The sequence below is a fragment of the Streptomyces sp. bgisy027 genome (assembly GCF_057710365.1).
Genome location: NZ_JBYIVZ010000005.1, coordinates 141,611 through 167,131, shown reverse-complemented (window position 1 = coordinate 167,131; position 25,521 = coordinate 141,611). Strand labels below are relative to the sequence as shown.

Sequence of the window (25,521 nt, the reverse complement as noted above, 5' to 3'; positions counted from 1 at the left end):
GCCTTTCTTCCGAAGTGTGCCGGCGCTCGAATGCTCCCTCATGCTGGACCACGGTTTCACTGCCGGAAGTGGGCAGTCTCAGCCGCTCGTTGTTGCGTGCATGCGTCACACACACCCCGCGTGAGCGGTACCTGAGAACTCCCAGGGTCACTTCTTCCCGGGCGGCGTGTACTCCTTGAGGTAGTGAGCGACGCGGGTGGCGTAGTCGCGGTACTTCGGGGGAACCCCGCCCGCGTTGTTCACGACCTTGGTCGACGTGCGGTAGGCCGCCGCCAGCAGTACCTGGCGGTCGCCGGACAGGCCGGTCCTGTGCAGCAGCGGTTCCATGTAGCAGAGGTAGCGGCCCACGGCCGGGATGGACTCGGCCGGGGTGAGGGGCGGCCGCGGGGTCGCCTCCGCGGGGACGCCGTCCGAGCGGATCCACCAGCGCAGCAGGCTCGGCGTCCAGCGGGCGATGCCGTACTCGCCCTCCTTGCCGGCGGACGGGTCGGACAGGTCCGGGTCGAAATTGCTCTCGGCCTTCAGCAGGGCGGCGATCAGCGCGGGCGTGACCTGCGGCCGGACGCAGTCGTGGGCCGAGTCGACGATGAGGCGCCGGTAGGACACCGGAACGCCCTTGTCGGTGCGGAGTTCGGCGGCGCCGTACGTGGCGGCCGTGACCTTCGTGCTCCCGCCGCCCGGCGCCCCGCCGTTGCCGCCGCCGTCCGCCCAGCTGCTGATGCCGTACCCGAGGGCGGACACCGCCATCACGGCGGTCGCGGCGGCCAGCGCCGACGTGCGGCGGGAGCGGCGGCGCGGGAACAGGGCCCGGGGCAGGCGCGGCGAACGGCCCGTGCCGGCCGCGGACTCGACCCGGCGCAGCAGGTCCTGGGTGCCGACGCGGTCCTCGTGCGTACGGGTCAGGCAGTCCCGGACGATCTGCCGCCAGGCGTCGGGGAGTTCGGGGGACAGCCGCAGCTCGTCGGTGCCGCGCGCATAGGCGGCGGCCGCGTCGCGGCGGGCCGTCGGGGTGCCGCCGGGCAGCGGGAAGGCGCCGGTCAGCAGCAGGTGCGCGAGGACCCCGAAGGCCCAGACGTCAGCCGACGGGCGGATACGGCGGCCCCGCTCGCCGATCTCCGACCACAGCAGCTCCGGCGGGGTGTAGTCGGGCGTGGAGAACGCGGGCGTGTACGCGTGCGTGCCCTCCAGCTCCGCCGCCATGTTGAAGTCCGCGAGCCGGGCCGAACCGTCCGCCATCAGCAGCACGTTGGCCGGTTTGAGGTCGCCGTGCACCCAGCCCGCGTGGTGCAGCTGCGCGAGCCCCTCGCAGATCTGCGCGAGCAGGGCGGGACCGGCGGCGGGGCGCGGGTCCGCCGCCAGCAGCGTGGACAGGGAGCCCTCCGCCTTCTCCAGTACGAGGACGGTGGCGCCGTCGAGCGTGGGGTGGACCGGGTCGTCGACGGTGAGGGTGTCGTACATCCGGACCAGCCGCGGCTGCTTCAGCCGGCGGTGCAACTCGACCTCGCGCTCGACGAGTTCGCGCAGGTGGGTGAGCTGGCGGGGTGTTCCGGTGCCGGTGGGCAGGAACTTCAGGGCCGCGGTCCTCGGCAGGTCCTCGGCGTCCCCGGTGCGTCTGGCCTCGTACACGCTCCCGAACGCTCCCGTGGCGATCGGCTCCCGCACCTCCCACTCGCCCACCCGGTACCCCCTGGGCACCGGCACGGCGTAGGGCTCGCTCACCGGGCGACCCGGCCGGCCGCGCTCTCCCGGAGCACGACCAGGTCGTCCTCCCGTACGAGATCGAACCGGAGCGCCAGCGACACCAGCGACTCCTTCTTGCCGTTGAGGCGCGGGCCGGTGTCCGCCGTCTCGGGGCCGGGCTTGAGCCGCAGCTTCACGGCGAGGTAGTCGATGTTCCACTGCACCGAGGTGCGCGAGGCGGCCGGCCAGTTGGGGCGCAGCCGGTCCACGACCTGGTCGACGGTGGGCAGCGCGGCGTGCGGTTCACCGCGCAGGCGGGGTTCGCACAGGGCGGCGAGGACGGCGAAGTAGCGCTTCGTGCGGTCCACCGAGAAGGCCGGCGCGGTGGTCGCCCCGTCCGGGCTGCCCTCGGAGCTGAGGTAGTCGTGGCGCGGCGCCCACACCTCGATCGCCAGCAGGTCGCCGGCCGCGGGCAGCACGATCCGCGAGAACTCGAACGGGATCGGCGCGTCCAGCCGCCCCGGCCCCACCTTGATGTGCTCGCCCGCGCCTTCCGGGTTCTCGACGACGTACGTCTGCTCCCGGCTGAGGTTGCTCAGTATCCAGAAGGCGCCCTGAGCGGTGATCTCACCGGCCCTGCGGGACACCCCGCCGTGCGGGATCGCGAGGTCGTTGTCGGAAACGGATCGCCCGAAGCCCAGCAGTTCGCCGGGCGCCAGCCTGTGCCGGCTGCGTCGGTTCTCGTCCTCCGTGGTCGGCGGAGGTACCACGATGAGGCTGTACAAGGTGCGTCTCCCCGTGCCTGACGGCTACCCACGTCAGAGTAGGACGACGCAGCCGGGCCGTGCCCCCCTCGAACAGGTGAGACACGGCCCTCGGCTGTTATTGGCGTGAAACTGCGCCCCTGCTACTGCGGTTTCCGTGAAGGTCCGGTGTACGTCAGTAGCGCGGGCGGTTGAACCAGGCCGTGCCGCTTCTCACCACCGGCGCGGCCGTGATGATTCCGCCGAAGACGACCCACAGCAATGGGAAGATGACCGCCGTGGCCAGGCCCGAGTCCAGGCCGATGAACAGGAAAATGAGGCCGACGATCGTGCCGAGCGCGCCATAGACCACAGTGGTGATCCGGATCCCTTGGCCGCCCTTGCTGAACTTCACGCCGAGCGTGATGGACAGCGCCGCGAGGCCGAGCGCGATGAGTGCGATCAGCACGAGGACGCCGGCCGCGATGTCGCCGCCTTCGCCGATCGCGCTGAACGGGTCGTCGGAGGACGAACTCAGGTCGTCCGCAGCGTCGGAGACGTCGTTGGCGATGGCCGCAACGTACAGCCAGCCGAGACCCGCCAGGATCTGCACCGCCGAGATGATGAACAGAAAGACGCGAGCGGTGACGAGCAGACCCGGCATCGACTGCGGCACCATCTGGTTGCCCCCCGGGTAACCGGGGTACGCCGGCTGCTGCGGGTAACCGTAGCCCTGCTGGGGCGGGACTCCGGGAGGGGCCTGCTGCGGGTAGCCGTATCCGGGAGCGGTCGGCGGTTGCTGGGGAGGCGGGCCGTAGGGGTTGTTCGGGTCGCCGAAACTCATGGCGGTCTTTCCTCCGTTGTCCGAGTGCGGGGACGCGCGGCACGGTGCGGAGGAGATCTGACTGAATGCGGTTCGTCCCCCCGGTACAGCCCGCGGCACTGCAGTCACATCGTTCTTTAGTGTGCTCTTACTTGTCCAGCCGCATTCCCTATGCGTTGTGCAAGTGCAACATCGCTGATCATGGGCGGATACGGGCGTGGATGGCGTGACGGAGGCCACGTGGGACCCGGATTGGAACCGGGAGGGCGTCATCCAGGAAGATGGGAGTCATGACCGCCCAGATTCTCGATGGCAAGGCCACCGCAGCCGCGATCAAGTCGGACCTGACCGCCCGCGTGGCGGCGCTGAAGGAGAAGGGCGTCACGCCCGGACTCGGCACGATCCTGGTCGGGGACGACCCCGGCAGCCAGAAGTACGTCGCCGGCAAGCACCGCGACTGCGCCCAGGTGGGCATCGCCTCCATCCAGCGCGAACTGCCCGCCACGGCCACCCAGGAGGAGATCGAGGCCGTCGTCCGCGAGCTGAACGAGGACCCGGCCTGCACCGGCTACATCGTCCAGCTGCCGCTGCCCAAGGGCATCGACGAGAACCGCATCCTGGAGCTGATGGACCCGGACAAGGACGCCGACGGCCTGCACCCGATGAACCTCGGCCGCCTCGTCCTGAACGAGCCGGCCCCGCTGCCCTGCACCCCCAACGGCGTCCTGACCCTGCTCCGTCAGTACGGCGTGGAGATCAAGGGCGCCGAGGTCGTGGTCGTCGGCCGCGGTGTCACCATCGGCCGCCCGATGCCGCTGCTGCTGACCCGCCGCAGCGAGAACGCGACCGTCACGCAGTGCCACACCGGCACCCGTGACCTGGCCTCGCACCTGCGCCGCGCCGACATCATCGTCGCCGCCGCGGGCTCCGCCCACCTGGTCCGCCCGGAGGACGTCAAGCCCGGCGCGGCCGTCCTCGACGTCGGTGTCTCGCGGGGCGCCGACGGCAAGATCGTGGGCGACGTCCACCCCGGCGTCGCCGAGGTGGCCGGCTTCATCTCTCCGAACCCCGGTGGCGTGGGTCCGATGACCCGGGCGCAGCTGCTGGTCAACGTGGTCGAGGCGGCGGAGCGCAGTGTCGGCTGAGCCGGGCGCCGGAAAGGCGCAGGAGATCCAGGGCGTCGAGGAGACCGGGAACACCGAGGACGTCGAGGAGATCGAGGTCCGGGATCCGGTGAGCGCGCCCGACGCGGAGGGCCGGCCCCGCCGGACCACCCGTCGCTTCCCGCTGTTCACCCGCGACACGGCACGCCCCGAGGGCGGCGGCCGCGCGGCGTCCGGCGATCTGCCGGCGCCCGCCCGGCAGTGGCCCGTGCTCGTCGTCCTGGGATTGGCCGGGGCCGGCCTGCTGGTCACCGCGCTCGACGCGTTCCGCGTCGGCACGCTGCTGGTCGGCGGAGCCCTGCTCGCCGCTGCGGTGATGCGGTGGCTGCTGCCGAGCGTCGGGATGCTCGCCGTACGGTCCCGCTTCACGGACATAGTGACGTACGGCGTGCTGGGCCTGGCGATCGTGATGCTGGCGATGATGGCGCAGCCCAAGCCATGGCTGGAGGTCCCGTTCCTCAAGGACACGCTGCACTTCACGGTGGAGAACTAGGAGCGTTCGACGTGACGGCGGTCCGCCCTCTCCCCCGAGGAAGGACGGACCGCCGTCTGCGTCAACCCTCGGGCACGGCGAAGGCGCTGTTCAACGCCTGTCAGTGCGCTGTGGCACGGAAGTGACCGTTCCGCTACGTCGGATACGCCGGGGGAACCAATGCGGCATGTCGTGTCGTCACCCGATCGGGTTCGGTTCGGAGGTGAGCGATGGGTGCGTGGCAGCCGCTGCCCGACGATCTGCCGTCGGAGGTGCGGCACTTCGTGGAGCAGTTGCGGCAGCTCAAGGACCGTACGGGCCTGAGCCTGGTCGCGCTGGGCGCGCGCACCGCGTACAGCAAGTCCTCCTGGCAGCGCTACCTCAACGCCACCCAGCCCCCGCCCCGGCAGGCGGTCGTCGCGCTGTGCCGGGTGGCGGGGATCGACAAGGACGAGGCGGAGCGCTTCGGGGTCCGCTGGGAACTGGCCGTGCAGGCGTGGCCCAAGCCGGTCACGGTGCCGGAGAAGACCGAGGGGGCGACGCCGGCCGTCGGTGGTGCGCAGGCCGAGGGTGAGGAGTACGAGGACGACCCCACCCTGCCCTGGTGGGACGCGCCGCCCAGGACGTCGGGGCCGCCGTCGCGCAGGCTGCTGATGGTGGCCGTCGTGCTCGCCGTGATGCTGGTGCTGGCGGCCGTGATCGGGGCCGTTGCGCTGGGGTGAGCCCGCCGTGGCGAGCGCGTCCGACTTGCCCGAATGGCAGGCATGTGGCGTGAGTGATCGTACATGTGATGTTTGTGTGCCGATGTGTTGACAAGTTCGCTGATTTACAAGGAATTCGTTCAGTAAGCGGGCTAGCGTGGTCGATCGGGACGTCCGGGGCGTCCCGTCGGCCTGCAAGGGCTTACTGCCAGGGTTGTGTCCGCCGGTGCGGGGAGCCGGTGGAACACTGGACGCTGTCCGGTGGGCGTGCGACGGTGCATGCCCACAGTCCCAATGCTCCCGTGCGCCCCCACCCCGGGAACTGAGATCCTTGCTGGGCGCATCCCTTTGGGTAGCCACATCGGGGACTCGGCAGAGGGCACCACGCGCGGGGGATCGCGTGAAACACCAGCACGAACCGGGGGGAAGAGGGGGGAAGCAATGCCTCGTTGGAGGGCCTTGCCGGATGAACTCGATCCGCAGGTCAGGGAGTTCGCGAGCCAGTTGCGTCGGCTCGTGGACCGCAGTGGTCTGAGCGTCGCGGCAGTGGCCGACCGCACGGGATACAGCAAGACGTCCTGGGAGCGGTATCTGAACGGGCGGCTGCTCGCGCCCAAGGGCGCGATCGTGGCGCTCGCCGAGGTCACCGGTACGAATCCGGTTCATCTGACGACCATGTGGGAGCTCGCCGAGCGTGCGTGGAGCCGTTCGGAGATGCGTCACGACATGACCATGGAGGCCATCCGGATCTCGCAGGCCCGCGCGGCCCTGAGCGAGTTCGGGGCACCCCCGGCGAACGCCAAGGGCGGCGCGAAGACGGGCAAGGGCGCGCACCGCGGCGGCAGCGCCACGACCGCCCCCAAGCCCGGGGTGGCCGGTCCGGCCGGCGTCGCACCGACCGTGCCGCCGTCCGTGCCGGTGCAGCCCACGGCGCCGGAGACGCGCGACTCCGCGGTCCGGGACGCTCCCGTGCGGGGCGCCGGCGGGGGCGACGGCCTGGACGCCGGGGCCTCCGGGGCCAACTCGTGGGGCCTCGCGGGGTATCGGGGACCGTCGCCGACGGGCGGCGGCCGTGCCACGGGAGCGTCCTCGGCATCCGGCGCGTCCGGTGTGTCCGGGCCGTCCGCCGCGGCGTCGGGGGCCGCATGGACGCCGGGGACGCCGAATCCGTACGGCGAGCCGCCGCAGGGGCCGCGTCCGGGGGCCGGGCCCTCCGGCGGGGGCGGTGGGAAGCGCCGGCTGACGATGTTCCTCGCGGGGGTCGTCGGGGTCCTCGTCGTGATCGCCGCGGTGTTCTACTTCACCGACGGCACCAGCGCGAAGAAGGACGACGAGGCCGCCAGGTCGCCCTCGCCGACCGCCTCGGCCGACACCGAGCTGCCGCCCGGCGTGAAGTGCAGCGGTGCCTCCTGCACCGGCAAGGACGCGGAGGTCATGGGGTGCAGCGGTGACCTCGTGACGACCGCCAGGACCGCGACCGTCGGCACGGCCGTGGTCGAGGTGCGCTACAGCAAGACGTGCGGCGCGGCGTGGGGACGCATCACGCAGGCCGCGCAGGGCGACGAGGTGGCCGTGACCGCGGGCAAGGCGAAGGAGACCGGTGCGATCACAGCCGTCGGCGACACGATCGCGTACACGCCGATGGTGGCCGTGAAGGACGCGGGCGAGGCGATCGCCTGCGCGACCCTGGCCGCGGGGCCGGAGGGCTGCACGCAGTAGCGGGGCGCCGCCGAGACCGGTGCCGAGGTGGCCGAGGGGGCGTGGCCCCTTCGGCCGCCGTTCGCGTTCCAGGGGTGTCCGCGCAGCCCCCGCGCCGCTCACCGTCCGGTCGCCGCGGCCGCCCCGCGCGGGCGGAATGAATTCCGGTGGGGCAGGAATGCGGCAGCGCAAAGTGGGCACGCGCACCGTACCCCCCACGGGAGTCCGGCATCGGTACCCCCACAGGCGGCCGCCCGGGTTTCCCTCTCCCGAACCGGGCGGCCGCCCCCTTCTGTGGCACTCGTGGCAGTTCTGTGGGGTGGGCCACACGCACCCGGCCGTGCGGGATCCCGGATGCGCGATAGCCTGACCGGTGGATCTCTCGACGCCAAGAGATCGATCATCTCTAGGTCGACAGGGCCTAGGTCCCGCACCCCGGGGGCAAGGACGCCCCACCGCCAGCTGTCATACGGAGAACGCAATGACCCGCACTCCCGTGAACGTCACCGTCACCGGCGCGGCCGGCCAGATCGGTTACGCCCTGCTCTTCCGCATCGCCTCCGGCCAGCTGCTCGGCGCGGACGTGCCGGTCAGGCTGCGACTTCTCGAGATCACGCCGGCGCTCAAGGCGGCCGAAGGCACGGCCATGGAGCTCGACGACTGCGCGTTCCCGCTCCTGCAGGGCATCGACATCAGCGACGACCCGAGCGTCGCCTTCGACGGCGCCAACGTCGCCCTCCTCGTCGGCGCCCGCCCCCGCACCAAGGGCATGGAGCGCGGTGACCTGCTGGAGGCCAACGGCGGCATCTTCAAGCCCCAGGGCAAGGCCATCAACGACCACGCCGCGGACGACATCAAGGTCCTCGTCGTCGGCAACCCGGCCAACACCAACGCGCTCATCGCGCAGGCCGCCGCGCCGGACGTACCGGCCGAGCGCTTCACCGCGATGACCCGCCTCGACCACAACCGCGCGCTGACCCAGCTCGCGAAGAGGACGGGCTCGACGGTCGCCGACATCAAGCGCCTGACGATCTGGGGCAACCACTCCGCCACCCAGTACCCGGACATCTTCCACGCCACCATCGCCGGCAAGAACGCCGCCGAGGTCGTGAGCGACGAGAAGTGGCTCGCCGAGGACTTCATCCCGACCGTCGCCAAGCGCGGCGCGGCGATCATCGAGGCCCGCGGCGCCTCCTCCGCGGCCTCCGCCGCCAACGCCGCCATCGACCACGTCCACACCTGGGTCAACGGCACCGCCGACGGCGACTGGGTGTCGATGGGCATCCCGTCCGACGGTTCCTACGGCGTGCCGGAGGGGCTCATCTCCTCCTTCCCCGTCACCACCAAGGACGGCCGGTACGAGATCGTCCAGGGCCTGGAGATCAACGAGTTCTCCCGTACCCGCATCGACGCCTCCGTCGCCGAGCTGGCGGAGGAGCGCGAGGCGGTCCGCTCGCTCGGCCTCATCTGACGGCCGTCCTCCGGCCCCGACACGCGATCCCCGGGCGGCTGCGGCCGCCCGGGGATCGTTGCGTCCGATCCCTCACGTCCCCTCGTCCCGGTCCGCCACGACCAACTCGGCCAGGTCCAGGAACGCGTTCAGCGTCGGTGTGCGCAGCCGGTCCAGCTCCCGGAACCCCGGCGCGTGCAGGGTCTTGTCGAACGGGACGGCGACCACCTGGTCGGCGCCGATGTCGAAGCGCGCGGCGAGGTCGTCCGGCACGGGGCGGCCGGAAACCCCCTCGACCTGGGTCACGACCATGATCGCTTCGTCCGCCAGGTGCCGCCGCCCGCTGCTGCGCAGCCGGTCGAGGATCCGCCACGCGGCGTCGAAGAACCAGCCGGCGCTGCCGCAGCACAGGATCAGCCGGTCGGTGAGATCGAGGACCGTGTCGGCCGACCGGTCGAGCCGCAGCGGCGCCCAGTCGGTGAGGACGAAGGAATAGTAGGGCGCGGTGCGCGCCAGCGCGTGGGTGTACGCCTGGGCGTGGACGAGGTTCGGACGGACGTGGCCCGGCGGGCATGCGGCGACTTCCAGGCCCGACGACAGGCGCGTGGTGTGGGAACGGACCTCCTCGTACGACGCTCCGGTCGGCAGGTCGGCCAGATCGCGCACGGTGGCCGGGTTCCGGCGGGTGAGGAAGGCGCCGAGGGCGGCCTCGTCGGCCGCCCCGTCAAGGGCGAGTACGGGCTCACCCCGGACAGCGGCGAGCAACGAACCCAGTGCCATGGTCGTGGTGGCCCGGCCGCTGTAGTGGTAGGCGCCGATCAGGGTCACGCGCCGAGCGTGGCGCAGGGGCTGCCGCAGGCGCGCCAGCCGGGCCTCCCGATCACGGCGGGCCGCGGCGAACCGGGGCGAGCGGATCGGAGGCGCGGCAGTGGGCGACACGGCGGTCGGCGGGAGGACGAGCGGCACCCGCACTGCCCGCGGGGCGTTGGAGCTGGGCTGTCGTGCCGGGACGTGCTCGTGGGCGATGTAATTGGCCAGGACGTCCGCGACCTCGCCGGCAGTGGGGCGCTCGGCGGGATCCGTGCCGAGACAGCGCAGTACCACCCGCCGCAGCGGAGCCCAGGTGTCGCCCTGCCACAGGTGCATGCCCTCGGGCTGTCCTGGCAGCTCCCACCCCGCCTTGCTGCTGACCAGCTGGAGCAGTTCGCCCAGCGCGCGCACGTTGTCCTCGGAGGTCGGCATGGGGCCTGTGCCCAGGTACTGGCCGGCCACCGCGCAGTCGGACAGGTCGGCGAACATGACCGTCCGCCGCAGCACGAAGATGTTCTCGGCGCTGAGATCCACGGGCACGATCTCGTGGAGGTGGCACAGGGCCAGCCCGCTCGCCAGATGCCAGCCGACCAGGAGCGCGGTGAGTTTGTCGAAGGGGGCGGTGCCGGTCCGGTGGGCCTGGTTGAAGAGATCGGCGAGCCGTGGCGGCGGCCGCGTACCGGAGTCGTCATGGACCGGGGCCGTTGCCAGCCAGAGTGCGCCGTCGGCGGTGTCGGTCCCCTCGGCGAGCACGGCGGGCGCGTAGTGCCCGGCCAGCGAGCGCAGAGCCGCGGACATCTGAAGGATCAAGTCGGAGGTGTCCAGGGGGAGATCGCGGCGTGCCACGTGCACCATGGCCCGGGTGCCCTGCCGGTCGATGCCGTCGTACTCCACCGTCCGCCGCAGCCGTCGTCGGGCGCGCAGCCGGTACCGGCCCAGCTGCCGGGGGTCGTCGCCGGTCAGTGGCTGCCAGCCGTCCGGGGAGGTGTCCCGCTGCAGCGGGCCTCGCTCCAGCCCGTGCACCCCTGGGTCGAAGGACACCCCGAACCGGGTCAGCAGACGTCGCTCCACGCTCGTGAACGGACGGTGCGACCCGGGAAGCTGTGCGGAGCCGTCCGGGTGGGCGAGCCAGGCCGGGAAATCGGGCGAGTTGCCGGCGAGTTGTTCCAGGTGCCGGCCGATGCTGCGGCTGGTGCGCAGGAGTTCGGACTGCGGGACCGCGTCGAGGAGCACCGACCTCGACGCGTCGGAGAAGTCGAAGACCTGGTGTTTGGCGGGCAGTGGGCCCGGCACCGGTGCGGGATGCGGCCGCATCAGACCGCCGAGGAAGACCTCCGCGAGGTGGGAGGTCCGCGCCCGCCACGGGACCGCCGTCTGCACGAGCCGCATGACCGGCACCGTGAGCGGCGACACGGCCGCCAGATGGGCGGCGAGCCGGTATGCCTCCGGGCTGGCCGCGTCCCTGAAGTACTGGGCGTCGCCCGGGCCGGGGGGTGCGGTGACCGCGTCGCCGTACCGCCGCGGTCGGGTCAGCAGCGGCAGTTCGACCGTGGCGCCGGGTGAGGCGAGCAGACGGGACCAGTTCCGCAGGGACGTGGCCGTCGGCTCCAGGACCGGGACCGGTACGCCACCGAAGCGGGCGAGGTCGGGCGGCAGAACCGGGTCGGTGATCTCCCAGGAGGTGTTGGCTCCGCCGATCCGCCGGGTCGTGGCCTGCCAGCGCTCCGCTTGGATGCCGGAGCCCTCCCACAGGTCCGGCGGCAGGGTGTGCAGCAGGGCGGCGGGGCCTCGGGAGGCCCAGACGGACAGCAGGTCGTGCAGGGCGCCGCTGCGCCAGGAGGCGCCCATGCCGTCGCTGACGACGAGGACGAGGGTACGGCCCGACGGGTCGCCGACCGCGCTCAGCGGCACGGGGGCGCTGTCGCGGCGGAACGGGCGGGCGTGCAGGCGTGGTTCATCGGAACCGCTCGTGTCGAGCCCCAGGACGCGGGTGACGGCGAAGGCCCCGAGGCGTTCGAGGAGGGTGCGGAGTTCGGCGCCGAGGCGGTGCCAGAGCAGCATCGACAGGCCGTCGTCGATGAGCAGCACGAGATGGAGCCACCGCTCCTGCACGGGGCGCAGCACGACGTCGGGCAGGAGGGTCTCGGCGAGTTCGGTGGCGGTGCGCTCCTCGTCGATCTCCAGTCGGTGCGGGCTGGCCTGACGGCGTCGCAACGGCCGCAGCGCCCGGCCCAGTTCGAGCTCGCCGGTGAGGGCCTTGTTCTCGGGGACCCGCACGGGGAGCGCCTTGCCCGGCCCGGGGTCCTGCCGCAGCCGGATCTCGGGGATCGTCGGCAGGGGCTGCTGGGCGGCCGCGTAGAGGGAGGGCGCGGCGAGGTCGGGCAGGTCCGGATCGTCGGGATCGGGCTCCGGCGCGGTCGGGGACGACACGGCCTTCTCCGGTGCGTCGTGGGCCGGCGGCTGCGGCAGCGGCTGCTCGACGCGCGCGAGCCGCTTCAGTGGCGCCCGAGCCCCACCGGGCAACCGTCGTGCCAGCCACAGCACGTCCAGCACCTGATCGGCGTCGAGCTCCTGTCCGGCGGCCGCCAGCACCCGCAGCGCCTCGGTGAGCCGTGTACCACCCCCGCCCGCACTCACGACGCCTCCGCCCGCACGACGCCCACCGCTGTCACAGTGCCCCGGTCAGCTGGTGCAGAACGGCGTCCAGCAAGCCCTCCGCGTCCAGGTCCACCCCGCCGTTGCGCAGGAAGACCGCGTTGAGGAGTTGGTCCGTGGCCAGTTCGCCCGGGGCGCGGCGGCGCAGGAAGGCCTCGATCAGGTCGTCCGCGTCGCGCAGGGCGTCCTCGCCGAGGTGCGCGGTGACGATGGCGCGCAGGCGGGCCTCGTCCGGCACCGGGAGGGCGAGGCGGACGCAACGGCGCAGGAAGGCCGGCGGGAACTCGCGCTCGCCGTTGCTGGTGATGACCACGACGGGGAATTCGGCGCACTGGACCCGGCCCTGGTGAACCGTCACAGTGCCCCGGTGGTCGGCCGTGCGGACCTCGATGTCTGCCATGTCCTCGGGAAGACGGGTCAGTTCGGGAATGTCGAAGTAGCCCTCCTCGAAGACCGTGAGCAGGTCGTTGGGCAGGTCGACGTCGCCCTTGTCCATCTCGTCGATGAGCAGTGCCCGTGGGGTTGCGGACGGGACGAGCGCCGAGCCCAGCGGGCCCAGCCTGATGAACGTGCCGATCGACGGCTCGCGTTCGCCACGGTCGCGGCTCAGCGTCGTCTCACGCAGACGGCCGATCGCGTCGTACTGGTAGAGAGCCTCCCGTACCGTCGACCGGCTGTTGATGGACCAGCGCAGCAGCCCGCCGAGCCGAAGCTCGTGCGCGACCGCCCGCGCGAGCGACGACTTGCCGGTGCCGGCCGGTCCTGTCACCAGCAGCGGGCGGCGCAGATGCAGCGCGGCGTTGACGATGTCGGCGTGTTCCGGCTGGATCAGATACGGGAGTTCGGGGCGGAGGGCCGGTGTCGGGCTGAACCGGCGCCAGGGCGGCGCCGAGGGCAGTGCGACGTCACGGGGGACGCCATCGCCGCGGAAGAGGCGCCAGTCGGCCTCGAAGACGGAGGTCATGCGCTCTCCTGTGGTTCGCTCAGATGCAGTCTGGGGACGGTGCGGTCGGCGTCCGCCCACGCGAGAACCGGGCGGCCGGGGAACTCCGGGGCACGGGTGCCCCGGGCATTGGCCCGGTAGATCCTCACCCCGTCGGGCAGTTCACGGGTGGCGACGTCCGACATGTGCTTGGTGACATGCGAGGGCGTGTCCCGGCCGCGGTCCCACACCACCACCGGTATGCCCACGGCGAGACAGATCTGAACGATGGCGTCACGCGGCCCCGGCGGCACGTCGACGGACACCCGGACCGTGTCCAGCCGGCCCATCAGCTCGTAGTAGATCTGATGAGGGTCCTGCGTCGGGTCCGAGACGACGAGTGTCTCGCCGGAATCGAGCTGTCTCCACCGCTCTCGCCAGTCGGGAAGGAAACGCTCGTGCCGGCGCAGGAGTTCCGGGCAGTGCACGACCAGCGGGAACTCCACGCCGAGTACGCCCGGCACGACCTCGCCCGGTACCTGGGCCGCCCACTCGTCGACCGGCAGGTTCAGATCGGCGCGGTCCACCAGGACCTCCACCAACGGCCGCCCGCCGTCCTGTGCGGAGGGCGTGAGGGCCTCCATGACGCGCAGCAGCTCGCGGGCCGCTCGGGACGCCGCGTACGAGGCGCTGCTGTCCGCCGACACCTGCCGGAGCCCGGTTCCCTCGTCGCACCAGATACGCAGCCGGTGCCGGCCCCGCCCGGCCCGCGCCACCTGGACCAGGACCCGCTTGCGCGGGGCACGGCCGCGCAGCACACGGGACCAGTCCTGGGCGTCCGAGCGCCGCTCCCGCAGAGCCGCCTCCGGGATGCCGAGCCGTACCCGCACACCGTCCGACCACAGCCGCAGTTCCGCCTGCCGGGGCGGCGGGCACAGCACGGCGACGTACTCGACGACCCTGAGCAGCGCCGGGACCCGTACCTCGCCGTCGTCGGAGTAGCCGTCCCCGGACAGCTCCTCCAACTTGTCCAGCAGGACGTCCAGGGTGCCCCCGTCCGCCGGGACCGTGACCCGTTTGGCGGCCTCACGCACCGCCTCGGGGATCCGCTCCAGCACCGGACGGTCGACCTTGCGCAGCAACTGGTGCAGCCGGTGGCGTTCGCGCGGTGAGAGCAGGAGCGGAGTCGGGGAGAGCCGGCCGGCGACCAGCAGGCGGTCGGTGGCCGCGGGGTTCCTGGGCCGCAGGATCTCGCTGAAGGCCGCCAGGGCACGAGGGTGACGGAGCAGAAAGGTCACGAACTCCTCGATGGGGGGCGGGCTGACGGGGCTGCCCTGCCCGACGTCGCACGCGAGCGCGAGCTGGCGGGCGGTGTCGCCGAGCGAGTACGGCGACGGCAGGGCGTTGCGGACCGCGTTGACGAGCATGCCGAACGCGGGCTCGTCCCGGTCGATGTCCTCGCTGTCCTCGGCATCCTCGCCGAGGAGGACGCCGAGTGGCCGCAGTTCGGCCTCGATGCGCTGCCAGGGGATGCCCCAGCTGCGCCGGATCAGATGCTGTGGACTGTGCGGCAGCGGCGCGCCGCCGGCATCGCACGGCGGCATGAAGTGCGCGGCGACGAGTCCTACGACGGCCCCGTCCTGCTCGGACCACAGCGGGCCGCCGCTGTAGCCGGGGCCGACCGCCATGCCGGTGCCCTCGCCGTCGAGATAGCCGATCGGGCCGTCGAGGGCCGCGACCCGCAGATCGGCGAAGGTCGCACTGTGCCCGCTGCCGTGCCAGGCGCGGACCCTTTGGCCGGGCACCATGGCCGTACGGCGATCGGGCGCGGGTGCCCAACCGGGCGGCGCGTCGATCCGCAGCACCGCCAGGTCGCCGTGCCACTCCCCGTCGCCGTCCCGCACGGCTCCTCCGTCGCGGGCGCGCGGCTCGATCCAGTGCGCCACACGCGCGGGGTACTGCTCGGTCTTCCGCGCTCCTTTCACCTCGACGAACAACTCGTCGAGCCGGGGCGGCCGAGGCTCGAACATCGACCTGCCCAGAGCGTCGTTGACGACATGTGCGCAGGTGAGCACCGTGTCGACGCCGAGTACGACCGCCGCGCCCGCCGTCTTGCCGTCTGCCGTCCGGCGCACGGTCGCCACTCGAGGCCCTGCCCCGTCCCCGGGCCCTGTCCCGATCTGCTTGAACCACCCCACGGTCACTCCGCGCCGGGTGTCGGCTTCCAGCTGGCGCTGACGGTGAGGTGCGCCTGCCCGTTGCCACCGACGATGCCGAGCTTGAGGTCCTGCCCGACCTGCACGCCGAAGGTCACACTGAACTCGCTCGGCGGATTCGGTACGGCCGAGGCGGCGTCGTGCACCTCCTGCAGCAGCGGCCCGAGCGGTCTGAGCGCGCCGCGCAGCGCACCGGCCGCCAGGTTGGCGACGGCTCGGCTCCCGCCTGTGGCGACGGGGACGGCCTGCCCCATGCCCTCGGGGAGGTCGTCGTCCCGTCCGGGGAGCGGTTCGGCGGCTGCCGTCGAGGGAGTGAGCAGGAACCTTACGGGCGTACCGTCGTTGAACTCTGATTCCAGATAGGTGGACACGACGCCATTGTGACGTAACTCCCATAGGTGAAAGGAGAGTTCACGACGACCGGCGCATCCGCGTGCAGCGGAGGACGGAGGGTGCGTGATCGTCGTGCCGCCCACCGACTCGTCACCTCGCAACCACCCCACCATCACCGCTGTCGCGGCCCAAACCCGAGTTTTTCGCCAACTCTCCGTCCGCTGACCGAATCACGGCGTCGAGGCGGCTCCGTGTTCGAGCGTCGGGTCTGACCTCACGGTCGTTCGCCGGGGTGCGGGCGTGCCGGGCGCGATCCGCCGTGTTCGGTGAGGGGCGGGACGTAACGGAGGGGTGGGGTGACGGGGCGACCAACCTGGCATTCCGTAACTACCGGCCAGTACCCCCGGTATGGCGCAATCCGCTCGGCGTGAACCTTCGCCCTGCCACCATCGACACCCATCGAAAATCCAGGCGTCAGGACTGCGGCGGGGGACTGGCCATGGGGCTGCTCGGAAATGAGCTGGCGTTCGCACAGACGCTGACTCCCCAGGAGCACGAGGGCGTCATGGCCCTCGGTCATCACAAGCGCTATCCGGCCGATGCCCATCTCCTCACCGAGGGCGACCGGTCCAGTCACGTCGTGATCATCATTCGGGGGTGGGTGACCGTGTCCGTGGCGACGGACCGCGGGGCCACCCGGCTGATACTCGGCCTGCGCGGCCCGGGTGAACTGCTGGGCGAGATGGCCGCGCTGGACCAGCATCCCCGCAGCGCCACCGTGCGCGCGCTGGGCCCCACAGAGGCCCAGGTCATAGCCGGCGACGCGTTCCGACGCTTTCTCGCCCTGCACCCCCGGGTCAGCGGTCTGGTGATACGCCAGCTCACCTTCCGGCTCCGCAGTGCCGACCAGGAGCGGTCCGCGCTCGCCTCGCTCACCGTGCTCCAACGCCTGGCCGGCCGGCTCATCGAGCTGTCCGGAGCGGACACCTCCGGCCCCTACGCCCCGTCCGCGGCGGCCCCGTCGAGCGGCACCGCCGTCTCCGGCCCCGTCGTCCAGCTGGCCCAGGACGAGCTGGCCGCCACCATCGGCGCCACCCGCGAAGCCGTCGCCAAGGCGCTGCGGCTGCTGCGCACCCAGAACATCGTGCGCACCGGCAACCGGATGGTGGAGATCCTCGATCCCGCCCTGCTCGCCCTCCTCGCGGACGGTCATCAGGAGTAGACCCACGCCCCGCCGTGTGTAAACGGCTACAGACGCATCTCCTTCCGGCACCGACCCTGAGGGGACGGACCCTTCGGCCGACGACCCGTCACGGGCCGTCCGGACGGTGGCCGCCGAGGTTCCTCGGCGCCGGCCATCAGCACCAACCACCTCTTCGGCAAGCGAACAGATCATGCAGGGGGCACGGGTGAACCACGACGCACCGGAACTCACCGAGGCGCACTACGAGTTGGTGATCAGCGTCGACGCCAGACGTTCCGGCGAGTACGACGACGTCGACAAGCCGCGGATGCGCGCCCGGATCTACCGGGTGCTGGAGACGGCCTTCACCCATGCCAAGGTCGCGCGCGACGCCGTGCACCTGGAGGACCGCGGCGACGGCGTGCTCGTGTCGGTCGCCGGGCGGATCGCGGCGAGCCGGCTGCTCGGCCTGTGGCTGGTCGAGGTGCACGAGAAGCTGCGGGACGAGAACCGCGGCCTGGCCGTACCGCTCGGCCTGCGCATCGGCATGCACGTCGGCCCGGTCCGCCACGACGCGCGGGGCATCAGCGGCCGTGCCGTCGACCTCGCCTGCCGGCTGGCCGACTCCTCCGTCGCGCGGCGGCTGCTGGACACGGAGAAGGCGGACCTCGTGCTGGTGACCTCGCAGTCCCTGTACGAGGACGTGGTCAGCGCCGGCGGCAAGTTCATCGAGCCCGCGCACTACGCACCGGCCCGGCTGGCGCTCAAGGAGGGCGAGGTCACCGCCTGGTTCCAGCTGCCCGGGCGGCCCGCTCCGGCGATCCCCGGGGCCATGCCGGCGCCCTCCGGCCCCGAGCCGGCCGCCGCGGCCGACGACCGGCTCGACGACGACCCCGGCGAAGGCGACGAGGACGGCTTCGAGGCCGTGGACACGGAGGGCCACCGGCCCGGTCACGTCGGGATTCATCAAAACGTCAGGCGCGACGCCTTCCATAACGAGCACAACGTCTACCGCGGCACCGTGCAGATGGGCGGGTCCGGCAACCAGGCCACCGAGAAGGGGAGGGGCTGAGCCGAGTGAGCGACGACGAGCAGGGCGGCGCGGCGGACGACGCCCCGGAGGAGCCCGGCGGGGGCCGGTCGTCCGACGACGGCCGGAAGAGCGGCGACGACAGGAAGGGCGACGACCGCAAGCGCGATCGGGACGGCAGGAAGAGCGGCGACGACCGCAGGCAGGGCCGCGACGGCCGGGACCGGGACGACGCGGACGACTCCGACGAGGAGAAGACCGCCGAGGACGAGGAAGCGGAGAAGGAGAAGGAGCGGGAGGCGGAACGCGAGCGCGCCGCGGGCCGGTTCAAGGAGCGCACCCGCGACCCCCTCGCCGACGACCAGGGCGAGGAGGGGCCCACCGACCTCGCCGCCGCGGCCCGCACCCGCAGGGCCACCCGGCTGCTGTTCGACGTCCGCCGCGACCTGATCAGCTTCGCCCACTCACGGCTCCAGAGCGCCCACATCGGCGACAACATCAACCTCATGCTCGGCGCCCGCCGTCCCGGCGCCGGTATGCGCAGCGGCCCCGTCCCCGAGGAGGAACTGCGCAGGCTGCGCCGGGCGCACGTGCCGCCGGAGGGGTACGTACGGCTGCGCAACACCCTGCGCGCCCGGCGCCTGCTGGTGCTCGGTGCCGCGCCCGGCACGGGGCGTACGAGTACGGCGCTCTCCCTGCTCGACGAGGTCACCACCGCCGCGGCGAACGGCACCGACGAGGAGCCCGCCGCCCGCCTGCGCCGGGTCGATTCCGACGGCGGGATCCGGCAGTTGGCCGAGACGCTCGACGGCGAGGGCGGCCAGGCGTGGCACGGCACCGGCCATCTGCTGGAGCTGTCCCTGAACCGGCCCGACGCGCTGCCCCCGGACGAGATGGACCTCGACGAGCTCGCCGCGGCCCTGGCCCGCCGGGACGCCTTCGCGGTGATCGTCGTCACCGTCGGCTCGGCGGCGAACCCGCTGCTCGCCGGACGCTACGGCATGCTCTGCCCGCCCGCGCCCACCGACGAACTGCTCACCACGCGGCTGCGCGAGCGCCTGGAGGAACGTACCTCCGAGGCACGCGAGGACGCCGCGTCCCTGGACGACCTGCTGGCCCGCGCGGCCGACCTCGCGGCCCGGGACGAGGTCACGGACGCGGTCGGGCTGACCGATCTGCGGCCCGCCGAGGCCGAGTTGCTGGCGTCGCTGCTGGCCGGGCACGTGCTGGGGGACGTCTCCTACGACGACCTGCTGTCCGGTTGCCGCAGCATCGCCGCCGAACAGGCCCAGGAGTGGTTCGCGGGCGTGGACCGGGCGCTGACCGCGCCGCCGGCCGAACCGGAGCGGCCGGACCGTGCCCGGACGCGCTCGGGCACGGCGACCCTGTTCCATCCCGTGGCGTTCCGGATCGCGCTGGCCGTCCTCGGCGGTGCCTCGCACAGTGCCGTGGCTGCCGCCGCCCACCTGCTGACCTGGGAACTGTCGGTGCAGTCCGACCCGGACAACACCCCGGCCCGCCCGCTGTTCTGCGACGACCCGGAAGCCGACGTGGCGCTCTCGCGCGCCGAACTGACCGACGGCAAGGTCGAGGTGGACGGCCACGACGTGCCCGCGCGGCTGATCTTCTACCGGGGTTCCGCCCTGCCGTCCGCCGTGCTGACCGAGCTGTGGGACCGGCACTTCCCGGTCCGGGCGCCGGTGGTGCGCTGGCTGCGGCTGCTCGCGGACGACCCGCGCTCCCAGGTGTGGATGCGCGCCGCGGTCGCCGCCGGAGAGCTGTGCGTACGGGACTTCGACCACGGCTACACCGAGCTGGTCCGCCCGCTCGCCGACGCCACCACCAACCGCCGGCTGATCTTCGCGGCCACCACCCTGGACCAGGCCGCCGGGCACGACTCGCACCGCAGGGCCGTGCACAAGCTGGTCGGCGACTGGAGCAGGAAGGGCACCGCCTCCCAGCGCTGGACCGCGGCCTGGGCGCTGGGCTACGGCAATGCCGCCGCCACGACCGACGACACCCTCGACGCGCTCGCCAGGATCGGGGTCCGTGACGACGGGGAACTGGCCGGCGTCGCCTCCCACAACGTCGTACGGCTGCTGGTGCTGCCGGATGCGGCCGAGGTGCTGGAGCGGATGACCGAGTGGACTCACCACAAGCGCGAGCCGTACCAGGACCTGGGGCTCGCGGCGACCGTGCGGCTCGCCCTGACCACGGTCGACGAACTGCTGATGGACCCCGACTCGCCGGCCGAGGACAGCGACTGCGCGTGGGGGGACCGCGGGGACTGGCCGGTGCTGCTCGCGCTCGCCGCCATCCGGCCCGAACTGGTGCCCGCGATGGCCGACTTGATGTGGACCGCGCTGAACACCGCGCGGTCGAAGGACGTGGCGATGGACTCGCTGGAGGAGCTGCTGCGCTCGGCCGAGCGCAAGAGCGGCGCCGAGTGGACCCGGCCGGGGCTGGCGGCGCTGCTGCCCGCGCTGTCGACCGAGGAGCACGACCGGCGGCGGCTGGACTGGCTGCTGCGCCGAATGATGAACGACCCGGAGAAGCCGCTCCCCGAGCCGAAGGCGCGCGACCTGTGGTGGCTCGCCGTCGAGCCGGAGGGCAGGCCGCGTCAGGCACGGCCGCGTCGGGACAGGACGCGGGAGGAGGAGAGGCATGGCTGAGAACGAGGACCGGGCGCCTGAGTCGGAGGAGACGGAGGGTCCCGAGCCGACGGCGCCGGCGGGCCCGTTCCTGCGGGACTTCAACCCGCTGACGGACGGCTATCCACGGGTGAGTCCGCGCTCGGCGGTGGTGCAGTTCTACCGGAACGGCGGCTACACGGTGAAGCGGGCCTCCGGGGTCCAGCACGTCGACAAGCCGGTGCTGGCCCGGCCGCACAGCATCTGCGAGATCGCGCTCGGCACCTATGTGACACCGCTCCAGATGGAGCTGCCGGCCGCGGGCGGGACCACCTTCTTCAAGGCGGAGGTGGACATCGAGTGGGCGGTGACCGACCCGCATCTGGCCGCTCTTGAGGTCGTCACCGACGTCGCCAACCGGCTCACCTCCCCCGTTCTGGAACGGCTGCGGGAGGTCACCACGACCTACCGGGTGACCGAGGCCGAGCAGGCCAACCGGGCGATCACCCGTGAGTGCGCGGGCGGGCGCTGGGCCGACCTCGGCTCCGAACTCGGCCTGCGGGTACGGCTGTACGTCAGGCTGCGGGTGGACGACCGGACCATCGAGCACGCGGACGAGGAGCGGAACGCGCACGCCCAGGCCAAGGTGATCCGGCTGCGGCAGGAGTCGTACCGGCGCATGCTGCAGGGCGGGGAGCTGGAGCAGCTCAGCTTCATGCTGGCGGCCGACCCCGAGGGCGCGAAGGACTTCCTGGAGAAGATCCGCCAGGAGGGCAGGCAGGACGAGAAGGACCGGGTCGCCCGGCTCTTCGCCATGGCCCAGCGGGGCGAACTCGCGACCGTGGACGTGGAGACGCAGGTCCTCAACCTGCTCAACCAGGGCGACGGCCGGCCCATGGTGGGGCCCATCGGGACCGTGCCGGCGCGCCGGCCCCGGGAGCTGGAGGCGTCCGCCGGCGACCGGCAGTTCAACCCGGACTGGGCCTCGGACGAACCGCCCAGGCGCCGGCCCCACCGGCCGGCACCGCGCCGGGGCGAGTCCGACGGGTACCGGGGGGACGACGGGTACGGAGGCGACGGGTACGGCTCCGACCGGTACGGAAGCGATCGGTACGGGTCCGACCGGCGCGGGCCCGGGCGGGGCGGTCCCGACCGGGGCGAGCGGTACGACGCGCGCGACGACGCCGAGTCCGACGAGTCCGGCGCCGGGGCCCGCAGGCGGACGTACCGCGCGGAGCCGTACGCCCCCTACGGGGACCACGACGACGACCCGCGCTCGCGGGACGGACGCCAGGGCCACCGGCCGGGTCCCTCCGCGGACCACGACGACGCCCCGCGCATCGGCGACCGGACCCGCACCCAGCGGCCGGGTGGCTACGCGGACCGGGGCGACGACTCGCTCATCGGTGACCGGACCGGGAATCAGCGGCCGGGTGGCTACGCGGACCGGGGCGACGACTCGCTCATCGGTGACCGGACCGGGAATCAGCGGCCGGGTGCCTACGCGGATCACGACGACGAGGCCCGCGCCCGGGACCGTCGTCGGACCTACCGGCCCGAGCCCTACCGCCCCGACGACGAGGTCGAGGTGCGGCGGTTGCCGCGGCGGCCGGAGCTCGGTTCCGCGGGACCGGTCCCCGGTGCCGAGCCGGAGGACGGGCCGCGCTCCGGTGAACGGCCCCGGACCTATCGGCCGGAGCCGTACTACCCCGACGACGAGCGGGAGTGGGAGCGGTCGCGTCGCCGCAGGCGCGCCGAGGACGACGGCTGGTCCTGGGCTGAGGAGGACCGATGAGCGCCGAGGGCGGCGCACGGACCTCCCCCGACCCGGTCGTGCTTGTGCCGGACGGGGGTCGGCACTGCAACGACCGGGCGGGGGAGCGCATCGTCGCCGAGCGGTTGCTGGCGACGGTGCGGGAGGACCTCGGCCGCGCCGACTCCAAGGCGGCCGTGCTCCTCTCGGGCACGCTGGCGCTGCCCGCCTTCCTGGCCGGGTGGCGCGGCGCCCCCGGCTGGGACGGGCTCGCCGACCTGACGCTGGTCCTGTCCGGCGTGCTCTGGGCCGTCGCGGTGGCCGCGCTGGTCGCGGCGCTGATGCCGCGCACCGGCACGGTCCGGGGCGGGGACGGGGTGACGTACTTCGGCGACCTGGTGGACTCCCGCGACCTCGCGGGGCTGTCCGCCCGGGTCGGCGAGGCCGGGCGCGACCCGGCCAAGTGGCTCCTCGTCCAGGCCGTCGACGTCAGCTCGATCCTGTCGGCCAAGTACCGGGCCATCCGCTGGGGGGTGGGCGCGCTCGCCCCGTCGGCGGCGCTGGCCGTGCTCTGGGGACTGACCTCGGGCTGACCACGGGGGCGCACGCGCGACGGATGTACCACCGCGCCCGCGCCAACGCATCGCCGTTCACGGCACGCACGCGCACCAGCGGCGACGCACACGCGTCACCACCTACACGCCACAAGTGAATCAAGAACCTCCAGATCGAACTTCGAGCACCGAGCGCGAGCACGCGCACAACAACGCACCGCAAGCACGAACTTCACGCACGTATGTCGAGGACCAAGGGGACGGCCGTGGGAAGAGTCACGGGAAGACGGCAGACAGGAAGGCCACGGGTGCGCCGGGCCGCGGCCTCGGTGCTCGGCGGCACCGCGGTGTTCGTGTCCCTGTTGGCACCGGCCGGTCAGGATCCGGTGCCGGCGGCGGACTCCACCCCCGCGTTCCCGGCCGTCGACTACGCGGTGGCCGTGGACGAGTCGGCCAGTCTCGCACCCGAGGACATGAGGGCCGAGAAGGCCGCCGCCAAGCGGATCGCGCTCGGCGACGTCTCCTCGTCCTCGCGGGTCACCGTGTTCGGCTTCGCCGCCGCGGAGAAGGCCGGCCAGCGTGTGGTGGACCCGGTGTGCCCGCGCACCACGCTGGACGCGGCCGGCCGCGAGGAAGTCGGCCGCTGCGTCGACGAACTGCGCGGCCGCAAGAAGAGCGAGGGCACCGGAACCGATCTCCCGACCGCCATCCGGCAGGGCGTGGACGACCTCACCGACGGCTCCGACGCCTCGGTGCCCCGGGTGCTGTTCCTGCTGACCGACGGGAAGATGGACGTCGAGGACAGCTTCAAGTACGGCGACCCCGCGCACCGCGCGGCCGAGGGCGAACGCCAGTTGAAGGCGGCGCTGAAGGAGGCCGCCGCGCAGAACGTCCAGATCTGGCCGCTGGGCTTCGGGCCCGACCCGGACAAGAAGCAGCTCGACCAGATCGCCGCCGGCGGCTACCAGAAGGGCTGCGTCGAACTGCCCTCCGCCTCGCCCAGGGCCCACAAGGTCGACGGGGCGAAGGACGTCGGCGGCACACTGGAGCGGATCTTCGCCGCCGCGCACTGCCTGCGCCACGAGGAGGGCCCCAGCAAGCGGCCGCCGGCCACCCTGGAGATCGGCATCTCCCCGCTGGCCACCGTCGGCAGCATCGTCGTCGACAAGGGCGACCCCGAGGTGAGGATCAGCTACATCGACCCGGCCGGCGACAAGATCCCCACCACCTCCGGGCGTTACAAGCAATCCCGCTTCGAGCTGGCGGGCGGCACCGGCACCGTCGAGGCGCTGAAGATCGTCGACCCGCTGCCCGGCACCTGGAAGGTGAAGGCCGAGGCCCCGGAGGGCCACCGCTCGCTGCCGGTCGCCGTCAGCGTGCTCTGGCAGGGCGAGCTGCGCGGCGCCATCACCATGGACCCGCCCTCGCCGCAGGCCGGTGAGAAGGTCACGGTGACCATGCGGCTGCAGACGCGTGAGGGCTACGAGATCAGGGACCCGCGCGACTACGAAGGGCTGCGCGTGCGCAGCGAGCTGACCGGCGACGGCTTCTCCGCGCTGGCGCTCGACCTCGCCGACAACGGCAAGGGGCCCGACCCCGACGCCAGCGACGGCTCCTTCACCGGCACGGTGACCATCCCCGAGGACGCCGACGGGGCGCTCACGGTCAGTGCCACGCTGACCGCCTCCGGGCTGAGCGCCGACACGCGCAGCGAGACCGGCAAGGTCGCGCCCGGCGAACTGCCCGTCAAGGCACCGCTCGAACTGCCCGAGGGCAGCACCCACCCCGGCGGCACCGTCACCGGCACGATCGACGTCAGCAACACCACCGACGCCCCGCACACCCTGCGGCTGTCCGTCGCCGACGTGAAGGACGGGCTGCTCTCCGTCGAGCCGAAGCAGATCACCCTCAAGCCCGGCGAGCAGGGCACCCGCGAGGTCACGGTCCGGGTCTCCCCGAAGAGCGCCTTCGGCGACCGCCTCGGCGACGGCCTGGACCTCTCCGGCACCTTCACCGTCGTCGACACCACCGACGACGACCGCATCCTCGAACGCGCCCCGGTCTCCGTACGGGTCACGCCCGAGCCCGGGATCTGGGACAAGTACTGGTGGGCGTTCGTGGCCGGCGCCGTCGTGCTCGCGCTCGCCGTCGTCGGGGCCGTCGCCTGGCTGGGACTGCGCAGGCGCCGGCGGGACCCGTCCGGGCTGATCCTGCAACTGGTCTCCGCGGACGGCACCGTCGTCAACGAGCACCGGGCCGGGCACGGCAACAACAAGCAGTGGTACGAGTTCGCCGTCGCCGAGGCCCACCGCAGCCCGCGCATCGAGCGGCGCGCGCACGGCCCGTACGCCGTCCGGCGCAGGCGGGAGGGCGGCGCGGTGGTCCGCAAGGGCAGCAGCCGCAGCGCGCTGCCCACCAACGGCCAGGTCCAGCTGACCGACACGCTGAGCCTCGCGCTCGGCGGGACCCCCGGACAGGGGCCACGCCCGACGCAGGGCGCCTTCGCCGGCGGCCCCGACCCGAGGCCGTCGGCCCCGGGCGGCGGCGCCTACGACGACTTCCTGTGACCCCGGGGGCGGGCCGGACCCGGCACCCCCGGCCCGCCCTCATCGCATCACCGCCGCGCGGCCGGCCCGCCGCGCGGCGTCACGGACGTACCCAGCACAGACCTGCGGCCCCGGTCGGCCGTACAGCGGGGAGGAAAC

General features: G+C 72.8%; 18 protein-coding genes. 11 read left to right on the top strand and 7 right to left on the bottom strand.

Annotation, left to right across the window (positions count from 1 at the left end):
• Positions 1 to 147 precede the first annotated feature (147 nt).
• From AC3ETA_RS07410 to AC3ETA_RS07400, 3 genes are all read right to left on the bottom strand, one after another.
• Complete coding sequence (locus AC3ETA_RS07410; RefSeq protein WP_432191985.1) at positions 148 to 1,719, bottom strand: protein kinase domain-containing protein; 1,572 nt, start codon at positions 1,717 to 1,719, stop codon at positions 148 to 150.
• The gene (locus AC3ETA_RS07405) at positions 1,716 to 2,465 is read right to left on the bottom strand and encodes an FHA domain-containing protein (RefSeq protein WP_432191984.1); all 750 of its coding nucleotides are present in this window, start codon (positions 2,463 to 2,465) and stop codon (positions 1,716 to 1,718) included. Before AC3ETA_RS07405 ends, AC3ETA_RS07410 begins: the two co-directional genes overlap by 4 nt.
• Before the next feature lie 154 nt (positions 2,466 to 2,619).
• Positions 2,620 to 3,102, bottom strand: coding sequence for a hypothetical protein (locus AC3ETA_RS07400; protein ID WP_432191983.1), 483 nt, complete (start codon positions 3,100 to 3,102; stop codon positions 2,620 to 2,622).
• 434 nt (positions 3,103 to 3,536) lie between these two features.
• Here AC3ETA_RS07400 and AC3ETA_RS07395 point away from each other — a divergent pair, with 434 nt between their 5' ends.
• The 5 genes from AC3ETA_RS07395 to AC3ETA_RS07375 all read left to right on the top strand — a co-directional run bounded on the left by AC3ETA_RS07395 (position 3,537) and on the right by AC3ETA_RS07375 (position 8,751).
• Complete coding sequence (locus AC3ETA_RS07395) at positions 3,537 to 4,391, top strand: bifunctional methylenetetrahydrofolate dehydrogenase/methenyltetrahydrofolate cyclohydrolase (RefSeq protein ID WP_107903926.1); 855 nt, start codon at positions 3,537 to 3,539, stop codon at positions 4,389 to 4,391.
• A 25-nt stretch (positions 4,392 to 4,416) separates the two neighbouring features.
• The gene (locus AC3ETA_RS07390) at positions 4,417 to 4,902 is read left to right on the top strand and encodes a DUF3017 domain-containing protein (protein WP_432192086.1); all 486 of its coding nucleotides are present in this window, start codon (positions 4,417 to 4,419) and stop codon (positions 4,900 to 4,902) included.
• 209 nt (positions 4,903 to 5,111) lie between these two features.
• On the top strand, positions 5,112 to 5,603 hold the full coding sequence (locus AC3ETA_RS07385; protein WP_432191982.1) for a helix-turn-helix domain-containing protein: 492 nt from the start codon (positions 5,112 to 5,114) through the stop codon (positions 5,601 to 5,603).
• Positions 5,604 to 6,023: 420 nt separating this feature from the next.
• Complete coding sequence (locus AC3ETA_RS07380) at positions 6,024 to 7,301, top strand: helix-turn-helix domain-containing protein (RefSeq protein ID WP_432191981.1); 1,278 nt, start codon at positions 6,024 to 6,026, stop codon at positions 7,299 to 7,301.
• Positions 7,302 to 7,761: 460 nt separating this feature from the next.
• Entirely contained in the window at positions 7,762 to 8,751 is a 990-nt protein-coding gene (locus tag AC3ETA_RS07375) for a malate dehydrogenase (protein ID WP_432191980.1), read from the top strand.
• 72 nt (positions 8,752 to 8,823) lie between these two features.
• On the opposite strand, the gene AC3ETA_RS07370 is transcribed toward AC3ETA_RS07375, so the two are convergent.
• Genes AC3ETA_RS07370 through AC3ETA_RS07355 form a run of 4 tightly spaced genes read right to left on the bottom strand, consistent with a single transcriptional unit; the run spans position 8,824 to position 15,704 of the window.
• Positions 8,824 to 12,177, bottom strand: a complete 3,354-nt coding sequence (locus AC3ETA_RS07370; RefSeq protein WP_432191979.1) for an SAV_2336 N-terminal domain-related protein — start codon at positions 12,175 to 12,177, stop codon at positions 8,824 to 8,826.
• A gap of 31 nt (positions 12,178 to 12,208) precedes the next feature.
• Entirely contained in the window at positions 12,209 to 13,159 is a 951-nt protein-coding gene (locus AC3ETA_RS07365) for an AAA family ATPase (RefSeq protein ID WP_432191978.1), read from the bottom strand.
• A complete protein-coding gene (locus AC3ETA_RS07360) occupies positions 13,156 to 15,315 on the bottom strand; it encodes a VMAP-C domain-containing protein (RefSeq protein ID WP_432191977.1) in 2,160 nt (719 codons plus the stop codon). Before AC3ETA_RS07360 ends, AC3ETA_RS07365 begins: the two co-directional genes overlap by 4 nt.
• A 2-nt stretch (positions 15,316 to 15,317) precedes the next feature.
• Entirely contained in the window at positions 15,318 to 15,704 is a 387-nt protein-coding gene (locus AC3ETA_RS07355; RefSeq protein WP_432191976.1) for a CU044_2847 family protein, read from the bottom strand.
• Positions 15,705 to 16,165: 461 nt separating this feature from the next.
• Here AC3ETA_RS07355 and AC3ETA_RS07350 point away from each other — a divergent pair, with 461 nt between their 5' ends.
• The 6 genes from AC3ETA_RS07350 (at position 16,166) to AC3ETA_RS07325 (ending at position 25,383) form a co-directional block, all read left to right on the top strand.
• Positions 16,166 to 16,888, top strand: a complete 723-nt coding sequence (locus AC3ETA_RS07350) for a Crp/Fnr family transcriptional regulator (protein ID WP_432192085.1) — start codon at positions 16,166 to 16,168, stop codon at positions 16,886 to 16,888.
• Between the two features lie 187 nt (positions 16,889 to 17,075).
• On the top strand, positions 17,076 to 17,921 hold the full coding sequence (locus AC3ETA_RS07345) for a nucleotidyl cyclase domain-containing protein (RefSeq protein ID WP_432191975.1): 846 nt from the start codon (positions 17,076 to 17,078) through the stop codon (positions 17,919 to 17,921).
• A 5-nt stretch (positions 17,922 to 17,926) separates the two neighbouring features.
• A complete protein-coding gene (locus tag AC3ETA_RS07340) occupies positions 17,927 to 20,551 on the top strand; it encodes a hypothetical protein (protein WP_432191974.1) in 2,625 nt (874 codons plus the stop codon).
• Positions 20,544 to 22,304 (top strand): hypothetical protein, encoded by a 1,761-nt coding sequence (locus AC3ETA_RS07335; protein WP_432191973.1) that lies wholly within the window; start codon positions 20,544 to 20,546, stop codon positions 22,302 to 22,304. The genes AC3ETA_RS07340 and AC3ETA_RS07335 overlap by 8 nt, the downstream gene beginning before the upstream one ends.
• On the top strand, positions 22,301 to 22,855 hold the full coding sequence (locus AC3ETA_RS07330) for a Pycsar system effector family protein (RefSeq protein WP_432191972.1): 555 nt from the start codon (positions 22,301 to 22,303) through the stop codon (positions 22,853 to 22,855). Before AC3ETA_RS07335 ends, AC3ETA_RS07330 begins: the two co-directional genes overlap by 4 nt.
• A 269-nt stretch (positions 22,856 to 23,124) precedes the next feature.
• Positions 23,125 to 25,383 (top strand): VWA domain-containing protein, encoded by a 2,259-nt coding sequence (locus AC3ETA_RS07325; RefSeq protein WP_432191971.1) that lies wholly within the window; start codon positions 23,125 to 23,127, stop codon positions 25,381 to 25,383.
• The last annotated feature ends 138 nt before the right edge of the window (positions 25,384 to 25,521 follow it).